This is a genomic window from Streptomyces sp. NPDC058579 (assembly GCF_042718575.1).
In the GTDB taxonomy this organism is placed as follows: Bacteria; Actinomycetota; Actinomycetes; order Streptomycetales; family Streptomycetaceae; genus Streptomyces.
Map to the genome: position 1 here is coordinate 102078 of NZ_JBHXPI010000017.1, position 17980 is coordinate 120057.

Annotated in this window: 19 protein-coding genes and 1 pseudogene; 18 read left to right on the forward strand and 2 right to left on the reverse strand. The window is 70.4% G+C overall.

What is annotated here, in order from left to right:
• The first annotated feature begins 72 nt into the window (after positions 1–72).
• The 9 genes and pseudogenes from ACFWRO_RS20600 (at position 73) to ACFWRO_RS20640 (ending at position 8560) form a co-directional block, all read left to right on the forward strand.
• Positions 73–645 carry a GntR family transcriptional regulator gene (locus tag ACFWRO_RS20600; RefSeq protein WP_384512204.1) on the forward strand — a complete coding sequence of 191 codons (573 nt, stop codon included), beginning with the start codon at positions 73–75 and terminating at the stop codon, positions 643–645.
• Positions 642–1502: a helix-turn-helix transcriptional regulator gene (locus ACFWRO_RS20605; protein ID WP_384512206.1), complete on the forward strand. Its 861-nt coding sequence runs from the start codon at positions 642–644 to the stop codon at positions 1500–1502. Before ACFWRO_RS20600 ends, ACFWRO_RS20605 begins: the two co-directional genes overlap by 4 nt.
• Positions 1495–1653, forward strand: coding sequence for a DUF5999 family protein (locus tag ACFWRO_RS20610; RefSeq protein WP_384512208.1), 159 nt, complete (start codon positions 1495–1497; stop codon positions 1651–1653). Before ACFWRO_RS20605 ends, ACFWRO_RS20610 begins: the two co-directional genes overlap by 8 nt.
• The gene (locus ACFWRO_RS20615; protein WP_384512210.1) at positions 1650–2852 is read left to right on the forward strand and encodes a tyrosine-type recombinase/integrase; all 1203 of its coding nucleotides are present in this window, start codon (positions 1650–1652) and stop codon (positions 2850–2852) included. The genes ACFWRO_RS20610 and ACFWRO_RS20615 overlap by 4 nt, the downstream gene beginning before the upstream one ends.
• Complete coding sequence (locus ACFWRO_RS20620) at positions 2845–5304, forward strand: tyrosine-type recombinase/integrase (protein ID WP_384512212.1); 2460 nt, start codon at positions 2845–2847, stop codon at positions 5302–5304. Before ACFWRO_RS20615 ends, ACFWRO_RS20620 begins: the two co-directional genes overlap by 8 nt.
• On the forward strand, positions 5301–5450 hold the full coding sequence (locus ACFWRO_RS20625; protein ID WP_384512214.1) for a DUF5999 family protein: 150 nt from the start codon (positions 5301–5303) through the stop codon (positions 5448–5450). The genes ACFWRO_RS20620 and ACFWRO_RS20625 overlap by 4 nt, the downstream gene beginning before the upstream one ends.
• 62 nt (positions 5451–5512) lie before the next feature.
• Positions 5513–7335: pseudogene (locus ACFWRO_RS20630) on the forward strand (glycoside hydrolase family 15 protein).
• A 53-nt stretch (positions 7336–7388) separates the two neighbouring features.
• Positions 7389–8258, forward strand: a complete 870-nt coding sequence (locus ACFWRO_RS20635; RefSeq protein ID WP_384512216.1) for a hypothetical protein — start codon at positions 7389–7391, stop codon at positions 8256–8258.
• The gene (locus ACFWRO_RS20640) at positions 8255–8560 is read left to right on the forward strand and encodes a hypothetical protein (protein WP_384512218.1); all 306 of its coding nucleotides are present in this window, start codon (positions 8255–8257) and stop codon (positions 8558–8560) included. The genes ACFWRO_RS20635 and ACFWRO_RS20640 overlap by 4 nt, the downstream gene beginning before the upstream one ends.
• A gap of 329 nt (positions 8561–8889) precedes the next feature.
• On the opposite strand, the gene ACFWRO_RS20645 is transcribed toward ACFWRO_RS20640, so the two are convergent.
• Positions 8890–10302, reverse strand: a complete 1413-nt coding sequence (locus ACFWRO_RS20645) for a Twin-arginine translocation pathway signal (protein ID WP_384512220.1) — start codon at positions 10300–10302, stop codon at positions 8890–8892.
• Between the two features lie 296 nt (positions 10303–10598).
• On the opposite strand from ACFWRO_RS20645, the gene ACFWRO_RS20650 reads away from it, so the two are divergent.
• The 9 genes from ACFWRO_RS20650 to ACFWRO_RS20690 all read left to right on the forward strand — a co-directional run bounded on the left by ACFWRO_RS20650 (position 10599) and on the right by ACFWRO_RS20690 (position 17362).
• A complete protein-coding gene (locus ACFWRO_RS20650) occupies positions 10599–11009 on the forward strand; it encodes a 6-pyruvoyl tetrahydropterin synthase family protein (RefSeq protein WP_384512222.1) in 411 nt (136 codons plus the stop codon).
• Positions 11006–11737 carry a 7-carboxy-7-deazaguanine synthase QueE gene (locus ACFWRO_RS20655; RefSeq protein WP_384512224.1) on the forward strand — a complete coding sequence of 244 codons (732 nt, stop codon included), beginning with the start codon at positions 11006–11008 and terminating at the stop codon, positions 11735–11737. Before ACFWRO_RS20650 ends, ACFWRO_RS20655 begins: the two co-directional genes overlap by 4 nt.
• A 53-nt stretch (positions 11738–11790) precedes the next feature.
• Complete coding sequence (folE, locus tag ACFWRO_RS20660; RefSeq protein ID WP_384512226.1) at positions 11791–12414, forward strand: GTP cyclohydrolase I; 624 nt, start codon at positions 11791–11793, stop codon at positions 12412–12414.
• Positions 12414–13235, forward strand: coding sequence for a hypothetical protein (locus ACFWRO_RS20665; RefSeq protein WP_384512228.1), 822 nt, complete (start codon positions 12414–12416; stop codon positions 13233–13235). Before folE ends, ACFWRO_RS20665 begins: the two co-directional genes overlap by 1 nt.
• Entirely contained in the window at positions 13232–14311 is a 1080-nt protein-coding gene (locus ACFWRO_RS20670; RefSeq protein ID WP_384512229.1) for a hypothetical protein, read from the forward strand. The genes ACFWRO_RS20665 and ACFWRO_RS20670 overlap by 4 nt, the downstream gene beginning before the upstream one ends.
• The gene (locus ACFWRO_RS20675) at positions 14308–15000 is read left to right on the forward strand and encodes a dTMP kinase (RefSeq protein ID WP_384512231.1); all 693 of its coding nucleotides are present in this window, start codon (positions 14308–14310) and stop codon (positions 14998–15000) included. Before ACFWRO_RS20670 ends, ACFWRO_RS20675 begins: the two co-directional genes overlap by 4 nt.
• Before the next feature lie 33 nt (positions 15001–15033).
• On the forward strand, positions 15034–15957 hold the full coding sequence (locus ACFWRO_RS20680; protein WP_384512233.1) for a DUF2797 domain-containing protein: 924 nt from the start codon (positions 15034–15036) through the stop codon (positions 15955–15957).
• Between the two features lie 65 nt (positions 15958–16022).
• Positions 16023–16871 carry a class I SAM-dependent methyltransferase gene (locus ACFWRO_RS20685; RefSeq protein ID WP_384512235.1) on the forward strand — a complete coding sequence of 283 codons (849 nt, stop codon included), beginning with the start codon at positions 16023–16025 and terminating at the stop codon, positions 16869–16871.
• Positions 16868–17362 carry an NUDIX hydrolase gene (locus ACFWRO_RS20690; RefSeq protein WP_384512237.1) on the forward strand — a complete coding sequence of 165 codons (495 nt, stop codon included), beginning with the start codon at positions 16868–16870 and terminating at the stop codon, positions 17360–17362. Before ACFWRO_RS20685 ends, ACFWRO_RS20690 begins: the two co-directional genes overlap by 4 nt.
• A 67-nt stretch (positions 17363–17429) precedes the next feature.
• On the opposite strand, the gene ACFWRO_RS20695 is transcribed toward ACFWRO_RS20690, so the two are convergent.
• A complete protein-coding gene (locus ACFWRO_RS20695; protein WP_384512239.1) occupies positions 17430–17960 on the reverse strand; it encodes an NUDIX hydrolase in 531 nt (176 codons plus the stop codon).
• Positions 17961–17980 lie beyond the last annotated feature (20 nt).

Here is a 17980-nt window from a genome sequence, read left to right on the forward strand (position 1 = left end):
ACCGTGTACGAGACCGCCTCCCTCCTGATCGGCCGCCGTCCTCCGGCAACCCCTGCCGCACAGACCGCAAGCATGCTGAAGCGGGACATCAACAGGCTGCAGTCACTCAAGGTCCGACGCACCGTGGTGCCGGCCAGGTCCGTCGAGGACGCATACCACCTCGTGTACTCCTCCACCCAGCCGTGGCTCGGCCAAGCCCGAACACTGCGCACCGCGAGCGACTCCCCGGCAGACCAGGTCCGATGGGATGTGTGGATCGCGGCCCTCACCCCGTCTCCCCACGGTGTCCGGGGCACCTGGGCCCAGGTGTGCCTCCTCGCCGGCCAGGGCCGCGACATGTTTCGGGCCTTGAGCGAGGCCCTCTTGCCCGGCCTCTCGGTCGGCTCCGTCTCGCAGGAGATCCAGCAGCGCATCACGAGCGGGGCCCTGGCCCCGTCTTCCCTGATCCGCGAACGGAAGCTGGCGAGGGCTCTGCGGGTACCGGCCTCGTACGTCCGCCTGGCGCTCGCGGACCTCGCCACGACCGGGCTGGTGGAGGTCCGCGCCAACGGGTACTTCGCCGTCGTGGCCGTCAGTGCACACGTGAGTCAGCGCGGCCAGCAACAGCAGATCACCATATGCGCGACCGAGACGCGTGCCGCATGAGCGCCCGCGTACCCGCCCTCTCCGAGGCGCCGCTGCCGCACCTGGAGCGACAGGTCCTGGAGCTCGTCGCCGAGGGCCACGAGGATCCGGAGATCGCGTCCCGGCTCGGCCTGAGCGCCGACAGGCACGTGCAATACCGGCTGGCCCGGATCGCGCGCCGCTTTCGGCTCAACGCCGTCGTCCGGCCTCAGCTCGTGGACCACGCCTACACCCACGGCGCCTTGGTCGCCCCCGCCGTTCTCCATCCACTGCTTCTGGAGGCGAACGCGTACGGCCTAGTCCGCACGCTCGCCGCCGGCAGGCCGGTCAACGCCTATGCACGGCTTCTGGGTCTGAAGCCCTACCAGGCCCAGTACCTGCTGAAGAAGACCCGGGCCAGGCTGGATGCCACGTCGCGGGCCTCGATGATCCGGCGGGCCTGGCAGCGGCAGGTCCTGGGCCCGACGCAGTTCGCCGTGGACCTGGCCGGCCTGCACGACGAAGGCCCCCAGCCGCCGGAAGCGGGGCGCTGGGTCATCGTGCCGCTCCTGAGCGGCTACCGCCTCGCCGCCCCGGCCGGCGGCCCCCAGCCCACCAGGCACCTCTACGTCCCCGACCAGGAGGCGGCCGACGCCGCCAGCCGGTTCATCTCCGGCCGTCTGGGCTTCGCCCCGCTGTGGATCACCCAGCCCTCGAACCCCGGCGACCCGGTCCGCGTCAGCTGGGGCCGACCACGCTCGGCACTCCGCTCGTGGCCCAGCGTCGGGCCCGTCCGGCCGTCGCAGGACGCGGCCTCCATCTCACCCAGCGCGCCTAACCGACGCGCGTCCGCATCCCTTCCCCCCGTCCATTTCCAGCAAGGACTCCACCATGTGTGAGCACCCGATCCCCTGCCCGGGCGCAGACTCCCCCTACCGGGAGGCGGCCAAGCCGACCGCCTCTCATTACGAGCAGGGGTGGTCTGTTAGCTGCACCTTCTTGAAGTCGTTGGGCAATGCGATGTCCGGCTGCCCAAGGAGTTCTGCGTGACGTCGCATCTGCACAACCAGCTGATGGAGGGGCGGGCTGTCCTGCCTCGCGTCGGCTCGGTCGTTCGGCTGGAGACCCAGCACCCGGTGTACGCCGTACTCGACCCGGCTGGAAGCCCGGTCGAGTCGGTGACGCCCTACCTGCGGGACCTCGCCCTGAACGACAACAGTCCTGCAACCAGCCGTAGTTACGCCAATGACCTGCTGCGGTGGTTCCGGTTTCTGTGGCTCTTGAACGTGACCTGGGACAAGGCAACGGAAGGGGAGGTGGCAGTGATAGTGGGATGGCTTCGTACGGCACCGAATCCGCAGCGCCGCCGCACCCGGCCCGACGCGCCGCAGCCCGGCTCGGTCAACCCGCGGACCGGCAAGCGGTACCTGAAGGCCGGGTACGCCCCGGCGACGATCAACCACGCCCTGACGGTCGTCGCCAGCTTCTATGACTTCCACCGCCACCTGGGCCGCGGTCCGCTGATCAACCCGGTCCCGCTCTCCGAGGCCCGGCGCCGCGCGCTGGCTCACCGCAGCTCGGCGGAGGCCATGCCGGCCTTCCGCCGCTCCCGCCTCCGCCAGCGCGTCCCGGTCACACAGCCGCGGGCGATCCCGGACGCGATGTGGGACGAGTTCTTCGCCACGATGAACCACGACCGTGACCGCGCCGCGGTGCTGCTCTACGTCTCCAGCGGCGCCCGTGCTTCCGAGCTGCTCAGGGTCACCCCGGCCGACGTCGACTGGCCGGCCCAGATCGTTCACGTCATCTCCAAGGGCACGAAGCTGCGCGAGCCCATCCCGGTCAGCCCGCAGGCCCTGGTGGTGCTGGCCGCCTACCTCGACGCGATCGGCCTGCCTGCCCCGCACGAGCCGGTCTTCCGCACGCGCCGCGGACCGGACAAGCCCCTCACCTACTGGGCGATGCGGCGCGTGATCCAGCGCGCCAACGACCGACTGGGCACGAACTGGAGCCTGCACGACCTGCGGCACACGGCGGCCGAGAGGATGGCGAACGACCCGGCCCTGACCCTGGTCGAGGTCCGGGCCATCCTGCGGCACGCGGACCTGGCCACCACCGGCCGCTACCTGCACGCCCGTGTCGAGGACCTCTTCGACGCCCTCCAGGCCCACTACCAGCGGCCTCGCCTCCAGCCCGCCATCGCCCCCGGCTACGACCCGGACGACTTCAAGGCGGTGTTCGGTGGCTGACATCCAGACCTTCACCACCCGCAACCGGCGCACCGACTACAGCAGCGACGAAGTATTCATTCCCGCTCCCATCACGCGGTTCGCCGGCGCGGAGCTGAAGGCGGCACCGGCGTCGCTGCCCAGCACACCGCCCGGCCCCTTCGGGGACCTCTCCCGGGCCCCGGTCTCCGAGATCCTGCGCATCGTCGAGCGAGTCACCAAGGGCCACCCCAACCCGGGGCGCCGCCGGGCGGCCATCCGTAGGGTCTTCGCCGTCCTTTCGGAGGTGCCCGGCAACACCTGGCAGGAAAGGTGGCAGGCCAGCGGCTTCGACGACGAAGGTGCTGAACCGGTCCGCGTCCTCGCGGCACAAGGTGACCGCGTGGACAGCGCCGACCTGACGGCTGGCCTCAAGCTGGCCTTCTGCCTGCGGGCCATCCGGCCGTCGATCTCCGGCTTCCGCGCCAACAAGTTCGTGGACTACCCACAGAGATTCCGCGAACTCCAGCCCGATCCACTGCTAGAGAAGTTCTTCGCCGCGGCCGATGCCTTCGACGCCCACCACCTGCACCGCGGCCGAGCGAACTTCGACCTGACAGCCGCCCTCACCACGGGTGGCATCGCCTTGGAGGGCCTGACGCCGTCGGCGCTGCTGCACTTCGGCATGGAGTCCAAACGGCTCGGAGTGACCCACGGCAGCAAGGCCGGCGCGACCCGCTTCGCGGGCCTTGGCGCCTGGCAGGTGCTGCACCAAATGGGCCACTTCCCGCCCGGCACCCCGCCGACCTTGCGGGCCTACGTCTACCGAGGCCAGCTCACCGTCACCCAGCTCATCGACCGCTATCCCATCCAGCATCAGGGCGTCCGCCAGCTGCTGATCGACTACCTGACCCGGCGCCGGGCCGGAACCGACTACACCACCATCACGGCCCTGGCCCGCCAGCTCGCGAAGACATTCTGGACCAAGATCGAGAAGATCAACCCGGGACAGCAAGACCTGGCCCTGAGCCTGGAGGTCTACGGCCAATGGCGCGAGGCGATCAAGCGGTGGGACCGCGACGAGCGCCGGACCCGCGCAGACGATTCCGGCATCCTCCTGGCCGTCCGCTCCCTCTACCTCGACCTGCACAGCTGGGCCATTGACGAGCCCGAACGGTGGGCTCAATGGGTCGTGCCCTGCCCGATCCGGCCCAAGGAGCTCAAGGGGTTCACCAAGCGCAAGCGGGAGGTCTACCAGCGGATGTCCGACCGCATCCGGGTCCGCCAGCCACTGCTGCCTACCCTCGTCGCGCACGTCGAAGGCCGCTACGAGCACTTAACAAGCCTGCTCAAGAAGGCCCGCACCGTCGAACTCGGAGCGGTCTTCGAGCACGACGGGCACTCCTACCAGCGCACGGACAGCAACCGTGATCGGACCTGGGCCAAGAACCAGGACGAGCCGCCCGTCCGCGTCGCCGACGAGGACGGGCAGGTCCTCAACCTCACACTCACCGAGGACACCGCGTTCTGGGAATGGGCCGGCCTGGAAATCCTTCGGCACAGCGGCATCCGAGTCGAGGAGCTCTGCGAGCTCACCCACCTCGGTATCCGCCAGTACCGACGGCCGAACAACGAGGTCATCGCCCTGCTCGTCATCGCCCCGTCCAAGAGCGAGCGCGAGCGCGTCATCCCGATGTCCGCGGACCTGTTCCACACGATCGCCCAGATCATCCGCCGCCTCACCCCCGACGGCCGGCCGGTCCACCTGCTCAACCGCTACGACCCGCACGAGAAGACCTGGTCAGAACCCATGCCGTTCCTCATGCAGCGACAGAGCGGCACACAACGATCGGTGATCTCCCCGACCACGTTCATCCACATGTTCGCCCGAAGCTGCGAGGAGCTCGCCGAGACCCACCGCGCCTTCGCCGACATGACCTTCACGCCACACGACTTCCGGAGGCTCTTCGCCACCGAGATCGTCAACGGCGGTCTGCCCATCCACATCGGTGCTGCCCTGCTCGGCCACCTGAACCTCCAGACCCTCCAGGGTTACGTTGCGGTCTTCGCCGAGGACGTCGTCGCCAACTACCAGCGGTTCCTGAACCACCGCCGATCCCTCCGACCGGAGATCGAGTACCCCGAGGTCACGCCCGAGGAGTGGGCCGACTTCGAGGATCACTTCGACCGGCGCAAGGTCGAACTCGGGAACTGCGCCCGCCCCTACGGCACCCCCTGCAACCACGAACACGCCTGCATCCGCTGCCCAATGCTCCAGGTCAACCCCAAGATGCTCTTCCGCCTCGCGGAGATCGAGAAGGACCTCCTCCTCCGCCGCAAGCGAGCCCAGGAAGAGCACTGGCTCGGCGAGGTCGAAGGCATCGACTCGACCCTGACCTTCCTCCGCGCCAAACAGGCCGAAGCCGCTCGCCTCTCCAAGAGGCCCACCACCAACCTCGGCATCCCACGCCCTCGCCCCGAGGAGACCCAGTGATCCCCAACGAACCCCGATCGAGTGAAGTGCAGAGAAGGACCCTCCTGTGCAACGGGGTCCTGCTCTTCGAGGACACAGGTGAGCTGCTGCCCGACGGCCAGATCATCGCCCCGCACCGCCCCACCCCCGCGGCGGTGGCAGCGTGAGCGCCCTCCCCGCCATCACTCAGCAGCACGCGGCCGACCACGCACCCGTCGCCGGCCCGTGGATCGAGGACCACGGATACGTGGGCGACCAGAGGGGCAGTGCTCTGGTCCGCCGCGACGGCTGCATTCCCTGGCTGTGCCTGCCGCGGTTCGACTCCGCCGCCGTCTTCACCAGCCTCCTGGGTACCGAGCAGCACGGGTTCTGGCAGATCGCGCCCACGATGCTCATGGACGGCACCGCCGGACCCGCCTCCGGCCGCCAGTACGCGGGCAACTCGCTCATCCTGCAGACCACGTGGAGTTGCGCCGACGACAGCGCGGTCGTCTGCGACTTCATGGTGCCCGGCGGTGGTGCCCCGCGCCTGGTGCGGGTCGTGACCGGGCTTTCGGGCACGATGACCATGCGGTCGCTGCTGCGGGCCCGACCCGACTACGGAAGCACCGTGCCCCGGATCGCCGAGGTCGACCAACTCCACGCGATCGACCTCCCTGAGGGCGACGGCGGCAGGCTGTGGCTCGACGCCGACACCCCCGTGCACGTCGAACGGGCCGACCTCGTCTCGGACTTCACCGTTACCGCCGGACAGACGGTCGCCTTCGGCCTCACCTGGCGGGAAGGCGTGGACAGCCCACCTCCCGGGCCGATCGACGACGGTCTGCTGAAGTTCACCCTGGACTTCTGGGAGGCATGGGCGGCCCGCTGCACCTACACCGGCCCGGACCGCGAGGCGGTCGTCCGCTCCCTGCTCACCCTGGGCGCCCTCATCTACGCACCGACGGGCGCCATCGTGGCCGCGCCGACCACCTCCCTGCCCGAAGAGATCGGCGGCATCCGCAACTACGACTACCGCTATGCCTGGCTCAGGGACGGCGCCCTCACCGCCGGCGTCCTGCGCAAGTACGGATACCTGCCCGAGGCGCTCGCCTGGGCGTGCTGGGCGCTGCAGGCTAGCCACAGCGAGACCGGCCGGCGGCAGATCATGTACGGAGTCGGCGGCGAAACCGAGCTCTCGGAGATGGAGCTGGGCTGGCTGCCCGGATACGAGCGGTCGGCTCCGGTCCGCATCGGCAACGCCGCCGCAGACCAGCTCCAGGTCGACATCTACGGCGAACTCGCCATCGAGTTCTACAACCTCACCCAGGCGGCTAGCAGCTGGGCCCGGCGGCTCGGTCCGGTCATCGTCGCGCTCGCCGAGGAGCTGGAGCAGGTCTGGGATCAGCCCGACTCGGGCATCTGGGAGATTCGAGGGCCCGCGCGTCACTTCACCCACTCCAAGATCATGGGCTGGGCCACCATCGACCGGGCCATCCGCACCATCGAGGCCGGCCACGCCGACGGGCCGCTGGAGCGGTGGCGGACGCTGCGCGCCACCATCCACGCCGAGGTGTGCGAGAACGCCTTCGACGACGACCTCAACTCCTTCACCCAGTCCTACGGGTCGAAGGAGCTCGACGCCTCCCTCCTCCACGCCCTGCCCCCGGATTCCTCGACGCCGACGACAAGCGGGTCATCGGCACCGTCGAGGCCATCCAGCGAGGGCTCACCACCGACGACGGGCTCGTCCTGCGATACCGCACCGCCGGTGACGACATCGGGCTCGACGGGTTCCCGGGCGACGAAGGACGGTTCCTCATCTGCACCGGGTGGCTGGCCGAGGCCCTCGCCTTGATCGGACGTCCCGACGATGCCCGCACCGTCCTCGACAGCCTCCTCGCCATCCGCACCGGCCTCGGCCTTCTCGCCGAGGAGTACGACCCGCGAACCGGCCGTCAGCTCGGAAACTTCCCGCAGGCGTTCAGCCACATCGGCCACCTGGGCGCGACAGCCGCAATCGCGAGCCTCAACGCCTTCAGCACGCCCCGCCTGGCGGGAGCGAAATCGTGACGGCCAGGACACACACTCGTTCGCTCCCGGGCGGTTGGGACACGCCGCACTGGATGCCGACCAACGGCGAAACCGTCCGCCGCGCGTGCGGTGAGGACTTCGACGCCGTCCGCGTCACTGCCGACCTGGCCGCGCCGGCGCTGGCCGCCCTCGGACCACGCACGGGACCGGTCCTCGCCAACCACACGACGCGGACCTGGGTCTTCCTGGTACCGCCGGACTCCGCACCGCCCGGGCGCTGGACCTTGGGAGTGCGGGTCATGCCATGTGGCGCGGCCATAGGTATCCCTCCGATCGGAGCGACCGGCGGCCGGGACATCCACTGGGCCGTACCCCCGGGCCGGGGCGTCACCTACGCCGACTACCTGAAGAGGATCCTGACCGGCCCCCTCCCCCCGGCCGCTGGCGCCCCCAGGGTCGACGGACAAACCTCCACCACCACCCCGGCCTCAGCCCGCCGCGCCGCCCCGGTTCGCCCGCGTCCGCTGTCCCCGGCCCTGCTGAAGGTCGGCGAACTCCTTCTCGCGGGTCACTCGGACGCACAGATCTCCAAGGAGCTGTCCCGGTCCGTCCTCACGGTCCGGACGCACCTGCGGCAGATCGGCAATCTCTTCCACGCCCCCAACCAGGCTCTGAAGGCCGCCGCTCTGCTCGCCGGCGGTCATCTGCCCCCGCCGACAGTCCAGATACACGCCCCCGACCTCGCCCCGGTCGACATCGCCGTCCTGCGCGTCCTCGCTGGCATCAGCCGTGACGCCGAACTTCCCGTCGAACTGCGTCCTACCGGCCCGTTCCTCGACCACGTCGACGGACTCCGTGAGCGGTGCGCCGCCCGGACCGACGCCCACCTCATCGCCCTGGCAGCCACCTGGGGCCTCCTGCCCACCCTCACCAGCCTCGCCACCGCAAAGGAGCAGCCGTGATCCGCAAGGCACGCTTACCCGCCCCCTTCAGACTCGGGCGGTTCGACCCCGATTCCATCCCCGGCCTCATGCTCCTCGGCATGAACGCGACCGGTCTCGTCCTGACCGGAACTCTGGTCACCGACGAGTTCGACAGTACCCGCGGACTCGCCGCCCTCTCCGTTCCGGACTTGGACCAGCACGCCGAAGAGCAGCCGCACGACGCAGCCAACGCCACGGCGAGCACCCACACCTACCGCTACACGCTCCATGCAACTGACCCGGCCCAGACCGCCCTGCTGACCGGTCGCAGCTACCGCTAGGAGGTCTGGTCGTGACCCCCGAGACGTTCGCCCCGTACATCGGCGACCGGCCGCCCACCCTGGAGGAGCGGGAGCTGGGCAAGATTGCCGCCGAGCACCCGCAGGTCTGCGCGCTACGCGAGATCGGCCGCGCCCGCGCCGGCCGCCCCATGACCATGTTGTCCATCCCCGGCGGCCACAAGCACCTGCTCGTCATCGACGCCCCGCACCCGAACGAACCGCTTGGCCTCGCGGGGGCGCTCCCCCGTCTGTCGCCTGCCGACTATGAACGAGGGAGCCTTTTGGGGGGCAACGCCCCTTGGCGGTGGAGGGTTTCGCCGGTCGGATGCCTACGCGGCGGTGCCGTCCGTGCGGATCGGCGCGGGCAGAACGCGCAAACGCTCGACCAGCTCGGCGCCCGCTCCATTCGCCGCCTGGTCGAGACGGAAGGCAAGACGAGCGAGACGGGTGCGTGCCGTGGCGCGGAGTCGTGCGGGCGGGATGAGGTCCAGGACGCCCAGCGCACGGTCGGCTGCCTGCTCGGGGGCATCGCGGGCCTCGGCGAGGGCGAGAACGAGGGTGGCGGCCACCCATCCCGGTGTGTGTTCGGGTGCTGCGGCGATGGAGGTACGGGCGACTTCGGCGGCGCGGTCGTAGCGCTCAAGGGTCAAGTGGGCCTCGGCGACGTGGAGGCGGTGTTCGGCTCGGTCGTATCCGAAGCGTCCGGGCAGTTCGGCGGCGGCCTGCATGATTTCGTCGCTCTCGCTGACGACATCGTCCGCCCGGGAGGCGTGTCCGAGGGCGGCGAGCGTGGGCAGCAGGGCCCAGCCCAGGAGCTGGGCGCGGCGCAGGCCGGCGGGGGCGTGTTGGAGGCCGTGTTCGGCGTGTCCGCGGGCGTGGTCCCAGTCCTGGCGGGCGGTGGCGACCATGGCCAGGGCGCCGCTGGACCAGGCGGTGAGGGCGGCTTCTCCGGTGGAGTCGCCGATGGCTCCGGCCAGGGTGAGGTGGGCGCGGGCGCCGGCGCGGTCGTCGAGGTGGAAGGCGAGGTTTCCGAGGAGCGCGGAGAGCCAGCCGACCTGTCGGCGCAGGTCGCGTGCGGTGGCGCGGTCAGCAGCGGGCACCACTGTGGAGAGCAGGTTGCGGGTCGCACGCACCTCGTCGTGCAAGCTGGCTGGGGGGTGCTTGCTGTAGTTGAGGGCGTAGTGCTCCACTGCCGCCTCAGCGAGGGCGACGAGCGACGGCGAGCCCTCGGGCGCGTCTTGGACGGCCCACTGCACGGATTCACGGATGGCGGGCAGTCCGCTCGCGGTCGTCATGGATGCCTTTCGTTCGATGCCCTGTTCCTCGCGCTGCCGCCGACCGTAGTCGACGGGCAGCGGGGCCGCGCACGTACTGCACCAGAGGTGGGTCGTGGCGAGCCCGAGTTGCTCGGGGTCTGCCCCGTACGCCCGGCAGATCATGATCCTGTACTCATCGCCGGGTTGCGCCTGCCCGTGCTCGTACCGGCACAGCAGGGCCTGCGACAGGGCCGGCGGCAGCAGGCCGTCAGCCAGGTAGACCTGGGCGACCTCGCGGATCGCCTGCGCTCGGGACCATCCCAGAGCCAGGCGCCAAGCCTCCAGCGCCGTCAGCTCGGGAAGCGCCGCCCGGAGCACACTGACGGTCCGCTCCTGGCTGTCGCCGGCCCGCTGGCACTGAGCCCGCAGCCGGGTCGCTTCACGCTGGATCTCCGCACGGCGAGCTCGCGTAACCTTCGCCACCATCCGCCCCTCCGTCGCTCTGCCACGTCCTCAGCCCTTGGAAGGCGGACGGTCATTGACCGCGGCAGTCAATGTTCCTACAGCACACGGTCAATGACGCTGCTTCAGCGCGAGGCGCATCGTAGGAGCCAGCGCTCCAACCGCCCTGAGCGACACCATTTCGCCGAACCAGCCCATGGCGGAGGGCGGATCGTGCTGGCCGCGCGGAGCCCGCCGGCGCCCCAGGAATCCGTACAGAGCAAGGCGTCAGAGAGGGCCGCAGGTGCCCTCGCCCCCTCCGTCACGAGAAAGGGACTCCCGTGGAGACTGCCCCTGTTCCGCTGCCTTCCGGCAGGTTCACCATCGGCAAGACGTTCGACTTCGAGGCTGGTCACCGCCTCGCCAGCCTCCCGCCCGAGCACAAGTGCTCCCGCCAGCACGGCCACACCTACCAGGTCGAGGTCGTGCTCTCGGCAGCTTCCCTCCAAGGGCCGGGATTCGTGACGGACTTCGGCGACCTCAGCCCGTTCAAGCGGTACCTCGACAGCGAGCTCGACCACCACAACCTGCATGAGGTCTTCACCTTCGAGCCGACGTCCGAGCTGCTGGCGCAGTACTTGGCGGGCTGGTTCATCGCGAACATGCCGCCGGGGATCGCCGGGCAGCTGGCCGCCGTCCGCGTCCGCGAGACACAGCGGAGCTGGGCCCGGTTCGATGTGGCCGCCACGTGACCGGCACCGCAGCAACCACGCGCGGGCCTTTGGGGCAGCTGATCGTCGCCGAGCGCTTCGGTGTCGAGGTGCCCACGTTCCAGGGCGAGGGTCCGAGCTGTGGCCACCCGGCGATCTTTATCCGGCTGTCCCGCTGCAACCTCATCTGCACGGCGTGCGACACGAAGGAGACGTGGGACTGGAGCCAGTTCAACCCTCAGGAGGTCTCGACGCGCGAGTCCGTATCGGATCTCGTGGCGTGGGTGCTCCAGTCTCCGGTCGAGCTCGTGGTCATCACGGGCGGAGAGCCGCTGCTCCAGCAGAGGAACCTGGTCCCCCTGGTGCGGCGGTTGCTGGAGGAGGGCCGGCGGGTCGAGTTCGAGACCAACGGCACGGTCATGCCCGACGCCGCGCTGCTGGTCGACGGTGTCCGGTTCAACGTATCGCCGAAGCTGGCGAGCTTCGGGATGGACGAGGCCAAGAGCATCGTGCCGTCCGTGCTCCGGGCGTTCGCCTCCTCCGGACGGGCCGCGTTCAAGTTCGTCGCCTCCTCCGTCGCCGACGTCGACTGGATCGCCGAGCTGGTGGACCGGCACGGTCTCGCGCCGGTGTGGGTGATGCCGGAGGGCATCACCGCGGAGGCGATCACGTCGACGACCCGTGTCCTCGCGGACGCGGTCGTCTCCAGGCACTGGCACCTCACCACCAGGCTCCACGTCCTGGCCTTCGCCGATCCCAAGGGTCGCTGACCGGGCAGCCTGCCGCCCCGGCCCCCTCCGCTACTGCGAAAGCGAGATCCCACATGACGAGTACTACCGTCACCCCGCCGACGCCGACCGTGCCCCGCCAGACCCGGCCCGGCATCGACACCGACCGGGTCGCCGGTCTCATCAGCCAGCTGCTGGTCGAGCTGGGCGAGGACCCGCAGCGCGAGGGCCTGGCCGAGACGCCGAAGCGGGTCGCGGCCTGGTGGAACGATTTCCTCTCCCCGAGCAGTGCGCCGACGGCCACCCGCTTCACCGAATCCCAGCTGGCCGGCCAGCTGGTCGTGGTGAGTGGCATGAGTATCTGGTCGCTCTGCGAGCACCACATGATCCCCATGAACCTGCAGGTCGCTGTCGGCTACCTGGCAGAGGGTGAGGTGGTGGGGCTGTCCAAGTTCGGCCGCGTCGCCCGGCACCTCGCCGGACGGCTCCAGGTCCAGGAGCGCTACACCCGCGAAGTCGCCGAGCACATCGCCGGGGTGATCGGCAGCGAGGACGTCGCGGTCACCGTGCGCGGGGTGCACCTGTGCATGAGCATGCGCGGAGTGCGGATGGAGGACGCCCGCACCACCACGGTGCACAAGGACGGCCGGTTCCGGACCGACCCGGTCCTCTCCCAGGCGTTCCTCACCATCGCCGCCGGGCAGTGGGGAGCACGGTGATGGCCAAGAGCATCGACTTCTCCGTGATCGCCCCGCCCGCCTACCTGCATGCCTTCGTCGCTCAGGAGCCCGCCCGGGTCCACCACGTCGCCGCCCAGCGGGTCCTGGCGGACCCCTCGTACCGGGACTTCTTCGCCCGGGAGGCCGTACGCGGCGCCGAGATCATCGTCGACAACGGACTCTTCGACCTCGGCTACGCCCTGCCCGCCGCCGACCTGGTCCAGGCCGCGCTCGCGGTGTCCGCGCGGGAGATCATCCTGCCGGACGTCATGCGGGACGGGGCTGCCACCCTTAAGGCCGGCGAGCAGGCCGCGCGTGAGATCCGAGAGCTGTCCGGCGACACCTTCCGGCTGTGCGCAGTCCTGCACGCCGCGGACGACGAGGAGTGGCGGCGTACCTACGACGCGTTCGTGAACAGCGGCTGGGCCGGGGCTATCGCCCTGCCGGCTTCGCGTCGTCCGGATCCGGACGGGCAGCTGTGCCGCAACCGCTGGCTGGCGACCGCCTACCTGGAAGAGCACGGTCTGGTCGATGACCTGATCGTCTACCGGCTGCTGGGTCTGGGCCGGACCGGGCACATGGAGCTGGTCGAGCAGCGCGAGCACGAGTGGATCTCCTCCGTGGACGGCGCGGCGCCGGTCATCCTCGGCGCGATGGGCATCGCCCTGCGGCCCGAAGGCCCGTACAAGAAGCCCTCCACGCCGCCCGTCGAGAAGCTCGGCCCGATCCCCCCGGACCGGTTCGATCTGATCCGGCGGAACATCGCCGTCGTCCGTGCCGCGGCCGGCAGCGGCGTCACGATCGCCGAGGAGAGCCGATGACCTCCCTGATCACCGAGCCAGCGCCCGGCCTGCTGCGCGCGAGCCCGATCGATGTCCACGGGCACACCATGGGTCCCGGAAGTCTGCTGCGGTACCTGGAGATCAAGGTCCACGACCTCATCCAGGACCAGGACTGGGACAGCATCCGTGTGGTGGGCGGCTACGACCGCACCGCGGTGGTCTCCCGGCACGAGAAGGCCGGGAAGCTGTTCAACATCGAGCGGCCGACCGCGACCGCCCAGGGCCGGGACCTGATCCTCCAGGCGTTCCCGGGCGCCGACTACGTCCAGCACTACGCGCTGATCACCGCCACCTATCTGGCCATGACAGGGCGTCCGGCCGACATCGTCACCTACCAGCCACCCGGGCACGAGCAGTGCCGTTCCGCTCTCGACACGCTCGACCTGGACCTAGACGGCGAACTGGTCATCGTCGGCTGGGGCCTTGAGCACCTCGCTCCCAGGAGCGGGGTGTGGACCCGGGGGCCCGGCTACGCCTGGCAGCGAGCCGAGATAGCCGGACGGCGCGTGGCCTACCTTGGGTTCCTCCACAGCATCTGGGGCGACGCCGCCGGGCAAGTCGTCGCACGGCTGGCCGAACTCGGGGCCAGCGACGTGGTCTACGTCGGCAAGGTCGGCTCGCTTTCCCCCGGGATCGAGCCGAATACCTGGCTGGCGACCGGCAACACCAGTCTGCTGCGCGGGGCGCTGGTGAGCTGGGACGACTTCTTCGGCGACTTCGCCGCCGCCCAAGAGGGGGTGCACAGCGGCCTGCACGTCTCCTCGCCCTCGATTCTGCTGGAGGACCGCGACTGGCTGTCCCGGCACTCGCCCTCGTACGCCTTCGTCGACCCGGAGATCGGCCCGATGGGCGCAGCGGCCTACGCGGCGGGGATCCGGTTCGGATACCTGCACGTCGTCTCCAACAACCTCGCCGCGCACTACCCCGCCGACCTGTCCAACGAGCGGCACAACGACGTCCTGCGCCGCCGTGCCGTCCTCATCGACCGGATCCGCACCATCATCACCCTCCGCCTGGCCGGCCACCCGGCCCACCTCCTGGAAGGAACCCGATGACGACCAGCCCGACAACTGCCCCCGAGCCCGGGCGGCTGATCACCTTCGTCGGCGGCGACGGGGCCGGCAAGTCCACCCTCGCCAGCCGTCTTCACCAGGCTCTGACCGATGCAGGCCACGAGGCGATCCTCGTCGGCAAGCACACCACCGGCATCCCGGCGGACCCGGAGTTGTCCGCCTACCTCGACCACGTCAACCAGCTGGTCTACCGCCGCGACGCCCGCGTCGCCCAGGAGTGCGGCGACCACTACTGGCTGCTGGCGCTGGCCTCTTGGTACACCCTGCAGGACCGGCTCGTGATCCGGCCCGCGCTCGCCGCCGGCACCCATGTGGTGCTCGACAACGCACACCATAAGATCCTCGCCCGCTACGCGGTCAGCCCCGAGGTTCCCGGCCGCCTCACCGAACAGGTCTTCGCCCACCTCACTGAACCCAACCTGGCGTTCTTCCTGAACATCGACGCCCGCGAAGCCCTCGCCCGCAAGGGCTCGTTTACCTCGTTGGAGGCCGGCCATTCCGGCGGCGCAGACGAGGACTTCATCCGCTACCAGAACACCGTCCTGAACCAGATGCGCGAACGGGCTTCTCACAGCGACTGGTTGTGGCTCGACGTCGCGGGCCTGGACCGGGACGAGGTCTTCAAGACGGCCGCCAACAAACTGACCGACCGCCTGAACCTGACCGTCTGACCCACCCCACGCACTGATCGGCGAGGAACCACCATGGACCAGGCCCTGCCCACCAGCGGGACGTACGTATGCCACGGCATCACCTGGGCGAACGGAGCACCCCGTCTCCTGCTGGCCCCACCGTCCGGCGAACCGCTCATTCACGCCCTGGTCATGGGCCGGCGTCTGGCCTATCAGGTGAACGGTGCCGGCCGGTGGTGCACCGGCCGGTACCGGTTCGCCGACCGCGTCCGCGTCGAAGCCGTCGCCTGCCCCGGCCAGTCCCCGGCCGAGACCGGTGGTCAGTGCGCCGTCTGCACCTCTCGGGACGAATTCCGCTTCGCCCACCAGTTCCACTCAGGCGGCCACGTCCCCGACGCCCTGGCCGCCTACATGGCCCAGCCGCACTGGCTGTACCTGGCGACTTTCGCCGACGGCACCACCAAGGTGGGCACCGCGGCCGAGCCCCGAAGGCGCTCCCGCCTCGACGAGCAGGGAGCCCTGGCGGCCACCTACCTGGCCAAAAGTCCCGACGGGCGCACGGTCCGGTTCGCCGAGGACGCTCTCACGCGGCGCCTGGGCCTGACACAGACGGTCCGGGCCGCAGCCAAGCTGAAGGCCCTGGCCAGCCTGCGTGACCTCGCCCGGGTCCGCGCCGCCCACCAGCGGCACCTGGACCTAGCGGCCGAAGCCCTGGCCGAGATGAACGTCCCGGTCCTGCTGGAGCCGTGGACGCCGCCGGCCGAAGGCGATCTGCTCCGCGCGGGCGGCGTCGAGCGGGCCTTGTACCCGCACGATCCGCGCGAGGGCGAACACGGCCTGACGGTACTTGCCTGCACCGGCTCCCAGGTCCTGGCAGCGCTCGACGGCGACGACCTGCCCTACCTGCTCGACCTAGGCGCCCTCAAGGGTCACCGCATCACCCTCGGCCCGCAGTTCTCCTCCCCGGCCGCCGCCGTGCAGTCCGCCCTCTTCTGACCGTTCCCAGGCCCCAGCCCGGCTTCGGCCGCGGCCCCGATCCGTGAAGCGAGGACCTCTTCACCATGGCACCCCAGGACGCTCTGACCGGCTGGGACGAGACCACCAATGCCGAGGCATACGAAGCCTTCACCCGCACCCACCCGATGTACAACGACACCAGCCGCGACCTCGCCGGCCGAGCCGAGCTGGCCGACGCCGACCTGGTGGTGGACCTGTGCGGCGGGGCGGGTGCGACCGCCCGCGCGATCCTCGGCCTGGCCCCCGACCGGGCCAGGATCGTCACCGTGGACAGCTCCGGCGCGATGCAGCGCGTCGGCCGCCGCTCCCTGTCCGATCCCCGACTCTCCTGGATCACCGCCCCAGCCGAACAGCTCGCCGCACACATCCCGGCCAGCGGCGTGGACGCAGTGGTGTGCAACTCGGCAATCTGGAAGACCGACACCTCGGCGGTCTTCACCGCCGTCGCCCGCGTCCTGCGCCCGGGCGGCCGGTTCGTCTTCAACATCGGCGGCGGCTTCGCCGGCGTACAGCACCCCGACGAGCACACCCTCCGTACCGGCCCGTCGCTGAACACCCTCATCCGCCAGGTCGCCGCCCGCGATCACGGCTACGCCCCTCGGTCCCCAAGCACGGATACGCCACCGAAGCTGCCGCTGAAGACTGTCGCCACCGAACTGACCGCCGTCGGCCTGGCCCTCGTCGGCGCCGAGATCACCGCCCAGCACGGCACCATGGCAGAGAAGAAGGCGTGGCTGTCCATTCCCGTCTTCGCCCGCCCGTCGGGCGGCGGGTTCACCCACGCCCAGCGAATGGAAATCCTTGACACGGCCTACGCCCTGACCACGCCCGACACCGCGACTGTGACGAGCTGGCTCGTCGTCGTCGCCCAGCGGCCCGCGAACACGCCATGACGACGGCCGCCTCCTCCCCCGTCACCTCCGAAGACTCCTGCGACCACACCAGCGTCGGAGTGCTGGTCTCCGGCCCGGAGGGGCTGCTGATGTTCGAGCGGGTGACGCCGCCGACCGGTCTCGCACCGGTCGCCGGCCACATCGACCACCACGGCAGCCCCGAGCAGGCCGCCCGCAGCGAAGTGGCCGAAGAGGTGGGCCTCACCGTCACCCACCTGCACCCGCTGCTGACCCAGTGGCGCCCCAACCACTGCAGGAGAACGCCCACCGGCCCTGTCGGGCATCAGTGGTGGATCTTCCAGGCCGAGGTCCGCGGAACCCTGCGCCCGTCGGCCAGGGAGGTCCGCGCCCCCAGATGGGCCCGCCCCGAGCAGCTCCAGCACGCCGCGCTGCGCACCGTCGACTACGCCGAAGGCCGACTGACGAGGACGGAGTTCGAACGCCGTCCCGGGCTGCGGTGTGGTGCCACTTCCTGCACGCCCTCCGGCTGATCACCCTGCCGCCGTCCGCCCTCGACCGGATCGACACCGTCCTGTGAACGGCCGCCGCACCACTCGGTCAGCGGGCGCGAGCCGCCGAAGCGGTGGCCAGGCGCCGGGCGTGCGTACGGATGCGGTCGCGGTCGTCGGGGAACACGCTCTGCCACTCCTCGTCCAGGCGGAACCACGCTGCCGGCTGCCCCAGCTCTGCCGCAAGCGGTACCTCGCGGTCGACGATCGCGGCGTAGGACAGACCCAGCGTCGGGGACCAGTCGGACCGGTAGGACCGCACCGCCACGGCAGCGGGCTCGGCCAGCAGCTCGGCCCGCAGGCCAGTCTCCTCCAGCAGCTCACGGACGGCTGCCGCACGCGGTGTCTCACCCGGCTCCGCCTTGCCGCCGGGCGGCACCCATCCGCGCACGCGGTGCCTGACCAGCAGCACGTACTCGAAAGCGGGATCGGTCACCCACACCTCGGCCGCCAACGGCTCCATCCGGCGCCGGCGTGCCTCCTCCAGCCAGGCCCGCGCCCCGTCGAACTCCAGCGTGGCAAGGCCGGCATCCGCAACAGCCTCGTCCACGACCACCTGAACAGCATCACCAAGACTCACCCGCACCACCCTAGGCCGAC